Source organism: Flavobacterium lotistagni (genome assembly GCF_011392125.1).
Classification (GTDB): Bacteria; Bacteroidota; Bacteroidia; order Flavobacteriales; family Flavobacteriaceae; genus Flavobacterium; species Flavobacterium lotistagni.
The window spans coordinates 1-4,704 of record NZ_JAAJBU010000023.1; the positions used below are offsets into that span (position 1 = coordinate 1).

Genomic DNA, 4,704 nt, shown 5'->3' on the forward strand with positions numbered 1-4,704 from the left:
TTACAGTTGTTCCGGTATCGTCATTAGCGATGATCGAAGCCGCAGAAACAGTTACTGTAACAATCGCAGTATCGCAGTTGCTTGGGTTTAAGATTTCACAAATTTGGTAAGTTAGGGTGTAAGTTCCGGCAGGTGTTCCAGCAGCAACCAAAACGTCAGTTCCTGATAAAGTCACACCGGCGTTAGTTGAGCTAACAAAAGTGGTATTTACTTGTGAAGCTAGTACAGCCACACCATTCAAAGTATCATTCACCAAAACGTTTGTGAAAGCCGTTCCACCAGCAAGACCGTTTACAGTTGTTCCGGTATCGTCATTAGCGATGATAGCTGGTGCGTTTACTGAAACAGAAACCGTAGCACTATCACAATTTGCAGGGTTGATTTTTTCGCAGATTTGGTAAGTCAAAGTATAAGTTCCGGCAGGCGTTCCAGCGGCAACTACTACATTAGTTCCAGACAAAGTTACTCCGGCGTTGGTTGAGCTTACAAAAGTAGTGTTTACTTGAGAGGCTATTACTGCTGCGCCATTTAGAGTATCGTTCACCAAAACGTTCGTGAAAGCTGTTCCGCCCGAAGCTCCGTTAATTGGAGTTCCGATATCGTTCACAGCATCAATTGGAGCCGAAGTCACGATGATTTTAACAGTAGTTGTATCGCAATTGCTCGGATTCAATACTTCGCAAATCTGGTAGTTTAATACATAAGTTCCGGCTGGTGTTCCCGCAGCAACCATCACATCAGTTCCAGATAAAGTCACACCAGGACTATTTGAAGAAACAAACGTAGTAATGACTTGTGAAGGATTTACTAGTACGCCATTAAGGGTATCGTTTACGAGCACATTTGCATAGCCTATGCCACCGACATAACCACTAATTGGAAGTCCGACATCATTGTTTGCATCGATGTCTGAAGGAAGTACTCTTACCGTTACTACTGCTGTATCGCAGTTCGCTGGGCTGGCTACTTCGCATATTTGATAAGTTAGCGTGTACGTTCCAGCAGGTGTGCCAGCAGCTACTAAAACGCTGTTTCCCGATAAGGTAATGCCAGGATTAGTAGCACTTACAAAAGTAAGGTTGACTTCTGAGGCCGCAAATGAAGCACCGTTCATAGTGTCATTAGTCAGTACATTGGTTATTGATATTCCGCCGATCGCGCCCACAATATTGGCTCCGTTGTCGTTTACCGCATCGATTACTTTACATTTTCTAATCGTGAACGGAAAGCTACAACCGGCAATACCAGTGGGCGGAATCGCATAGTAGGTTTTGTTTGCGGAAGCAGGTAGGGGAAAAGGGTTACTGTTTGTATATTGAATAGATGAAGGAGTCACCGGAACCGAATCATAGAATAAAGATCCTGCTGGGAAATTAGCTGCTACAGCCGAAGCCGAAACCGTATTTCCGCCATTGCAGAAAACCAATTCTCTGAGCGCAGGCATATTTGGGCAGTTGGCACCAAGGAATCCGGTTGCGTTAATGCCTACAGTTAGGGTCTGAGGCATTGGTAAACCGATACACGGCCCGCTGTCTTCGTAGCCTTCAATCATTTTATTGTTATTGAAAACGATTCCGGTAATAGCACCGACTCCGCTCGAAAGCCCATTGATTACAATCTGACTTCCGCAAGTGGCGTTGTTCAGGATGTTACAATCTTCGGTCGCTTTCAATTTGAAAGTCAAATTAGCAAGTAAATTGGATGGGTTTGCCGGAAGTGGTAAAGTTCCGAAATCCCAAACAAGAGTACCGTAAGCGCCCATATTCTGATCGAAATAGATATTGTTTGGCGTTGGGTTTGGCGTAAATAAGATGGTTCCCACAGCACTACCAGCAACGTATGTAGCGTTGTAAGGAATAGGAATATACATCTTGTAATTACTGATGGGCTCAGTTCCTAGGTTTTTTACATTGACATTGCACCCGATAATTTGTCCGGGTAGTGATGTATAAGGTTTTACAGCTGTAACATTGTTGATAGTTCCAGCGGTCAGCATAGATTCGCTCATAGGTACATAAGCATCAACGGCGAACGCAATGGCAAAAATGGAGTAAGTATCACCACTAGTTCCATATTTAAAGGTAGTAGACGTTTGGCTGTTCCCAATTACTGAATTTCCAGAGTTAGGAACGTTGAACATACAAATATCAATGCCGGTATTGTTCACAAGATTGGGGTTTCTGGCACCACCGGCATTGATTGATGAGTTGAAAAAGTTAGTAGTCGAGTTTCCGGTATGGTTTAAGCTCATGTATGAGCCATCACTGTTTTTTCTGATTTGAAAGTAATCGCCGGTAAAGTCTACGTCGCCTTCACTGGCCATCATTCCCATTTTAATGCCTACTGTTCCAGTTTGAACAGTATTGAAACCGTTAACAGGTAAAGTGTACCCATTGGCATTGTCATGCTTCACATAAGCATAACCGTCAAAAATAGTTACGTCGCGGTATTTCATTTTGTGGTTTTCATATACCACAATCATTCCCCAGCCACCTGAATAGCCGGTTCCGCCTGGATCACCTTCGAGTACAGCCATATCAGCAGCAAAATATTCTCCGATACCGTGTTCTTTCACGTAGTCAGTAATTTCCACGTAGGCCGCGAAAATGTCATCTTCTGTATTATAAGGATAATAGATGTTAGTTGGTTCGGCTGTGAATCTGGTATAACTGGTAGCACTTGGTCCTTTTAAGGAAAGCGCTCTTTTGTCTAGGGTTTTGGTTAACGGTGTGTATGCAGGAGCATTTCCGGTCACATTGACACTGGCTGAAGAAGTATCTTGAGTGGATGAAGTACTTAAATCTGTAGCGGCACTGCGAATTAATTTTTTAATTGTGATGTTTACCGCACCGTCAGCAATAACAATTGGTGTTATGAGTGTAGCTTCAGTATTGGCTCCGTTTACTGTTACGGGCACATTTACTGCAGGATTTCCGTTGATGGAAACAGTAACGCGATTGGTAGCTGAAGCATTATAGAAATTGAACACATAAGTACTGCCACCGTTAAAGGTATAAATCGGGTTTCTATTGTTATTCGATGGGCTATTTCTAGATACCGTCATCGAATAATTAGTGTTCGCAATATTCTGACTATGGTTTACAGTCAAGTTGTTGTTGATAGGCTGGGTACCATTCTGTACGTTTTTTGTCACCGAGAAAGTTTGTTCTCTAGATGATTTAGCAGTCCAATACAAACCGGCATAAACGATATTCGAACAACTAGGAACAGCACCGTTTTCAGTCGATAAAGTCAAGGTCGATGACGATGAGTTGATTGTAGTAGGATCATTGTCCGTATCGATATACGTCATGAACTGGTTGTTGTTGTTCGTGGTTGGTGAGTAGTTTTGCGGCGAGAGGAAAGTATTTCCTAACATCGTAAAATCACCTTTTACAGTATAAATCTTTTTGGTCGGAGAATACTGTGAGGTTCTTTGCGTAAATCCAACATTCACCTGAGCGTTCACTTGAAAAGTTCCTAACGTGAGCACCACAAAAAGGAAGGCTAAATATTGTAATTTCTGTGTCATTGATTTAGAGTATAAATTCTTCATGATGAAAGTTTTTATCAATATTATTGCTCGCTGTCTCCTTTTTGTACTTTGAAGAACACGCTGTATTTATCACTGTTATTGCGCACCATGCGGTTAATTGCTTGCTCAGTAACAGGAACTTTAGATAAGATTTGGATGTATCTGAGCTTTTTAAAACCGTTAAATTGCTCAAGGTCTATTGTTGCATTTAAATCAGTTGAGGTTTCAATACTGATTCTGGCCATTTCTAGATTATTGCCTTCGATGGATACTTCGTTAATTCTCGATAACGACTGTACGTTGGTAAAAAGGCAAACTGGTTTTTCGCCATAAGTTTTGACTGAACCCGAAAGATAATATACCGAAGGCTGCACTTTACTGAGCAGTTCTTCGATATGTTGTGCATTAGAATAAGCAGCCCGATTGCTAGTCTCGCGGGCGCGAAGGTTCGAAAGAAAAGTTCGTGATTCTGTGATGGGTTGAATTTCTTCTGAATCATTTCTTTGCTGTGCTGACAATGGTGCACTGCATAATAAAATCAGTAGAAAAATGATAAACAGGAAGTGTGACTTTTTGAACCCCACCGCATTGAAGTTTCGGATTGTGAGCAGGTTCGCTTTCTTTGTTTTCATGTTGCTTAATTTAATTCGTTCGGGATTTTCTTAAATCATCCTGAGTTTTTTGCTTCTAGTATTTCTGGAAGCTGGTACTGCTAGTAAATGATTTTAAGTATTCCTTTGTTTTGACATTTCAAACGTACAATGAAAATTTAAAAACATCGTTTAAATGCACAAAAAATCGATGAAATACACTTTTTAATGATATAAAGTAAGAATAAGATTATAATAATAATCTAAAAAGGTAATAGATGATTGAAGTTGGCGAGGCAATTTGACAGTCGTAATTGATGTTCTGTCGAGGGAAAAACAAAAAAGGCTGCAAGAACTAGCCTTACAACCTTTTTCAAAAATAATTGGGTTATGTTTTCGGTTTATGTCACTATAAATCCGTAATAATAAATTCACTTCTTCTGTTGGCCTGATGTTCTTCTTCCGAACATTTGACGTTATCGGCGCATTTGTTGACCAGTTTTGTCTCGCCGTAACCTTTTGCTGTTAATCTAGCGGCATCTACGCCGTTTTTCACTAGCCAAGCCATGGTCGATTTGG

2 protein-coding genes and 1 pseudogene are annotated in these 4,704 nt (G+C 41.0%); all 3 read right to left on the minus strand.

From position 1 onward, the window contains the following. Positions 1-3,556: pseudogene (locus G4D82_RS14235) on the minus strand (hypothetical protein); the annotation flags it as partial. A gap of 20 nt (positions 3,557-3,576) precedes the next feature. Further along, positions 3,577-4,167 carry a hypothetical protein gene (locus G4D82_RS14240; protein ID WP_166337965.1) on the minus strand — a complete coding sequence of 197 codons (591 nt, stop codon included), beginning with the start codon at positions 4,165-4,167 and terminating at the stop codon, positions 3,577-3,579. 367 nt (positions 4,168-4,534) lie between these two features. Further along, the coding region (locus G4D82_RS14585; RefSeq protein ID WP_394352293.1) for an OmpA family protein at positions 4,535-4,704 on the minus strand (170 nt) is incomplete at its 5' end.

Excerpts from the sequence above, each read along its gene's own strand:
- G4D82_RS14240 (WP_166337965.1), bottom strand. The coding sequence starts at position 4,167 with ATGAAAACAAAGAAAGCGAACCTGCTCACAATCCGAAACTTCAATGCG.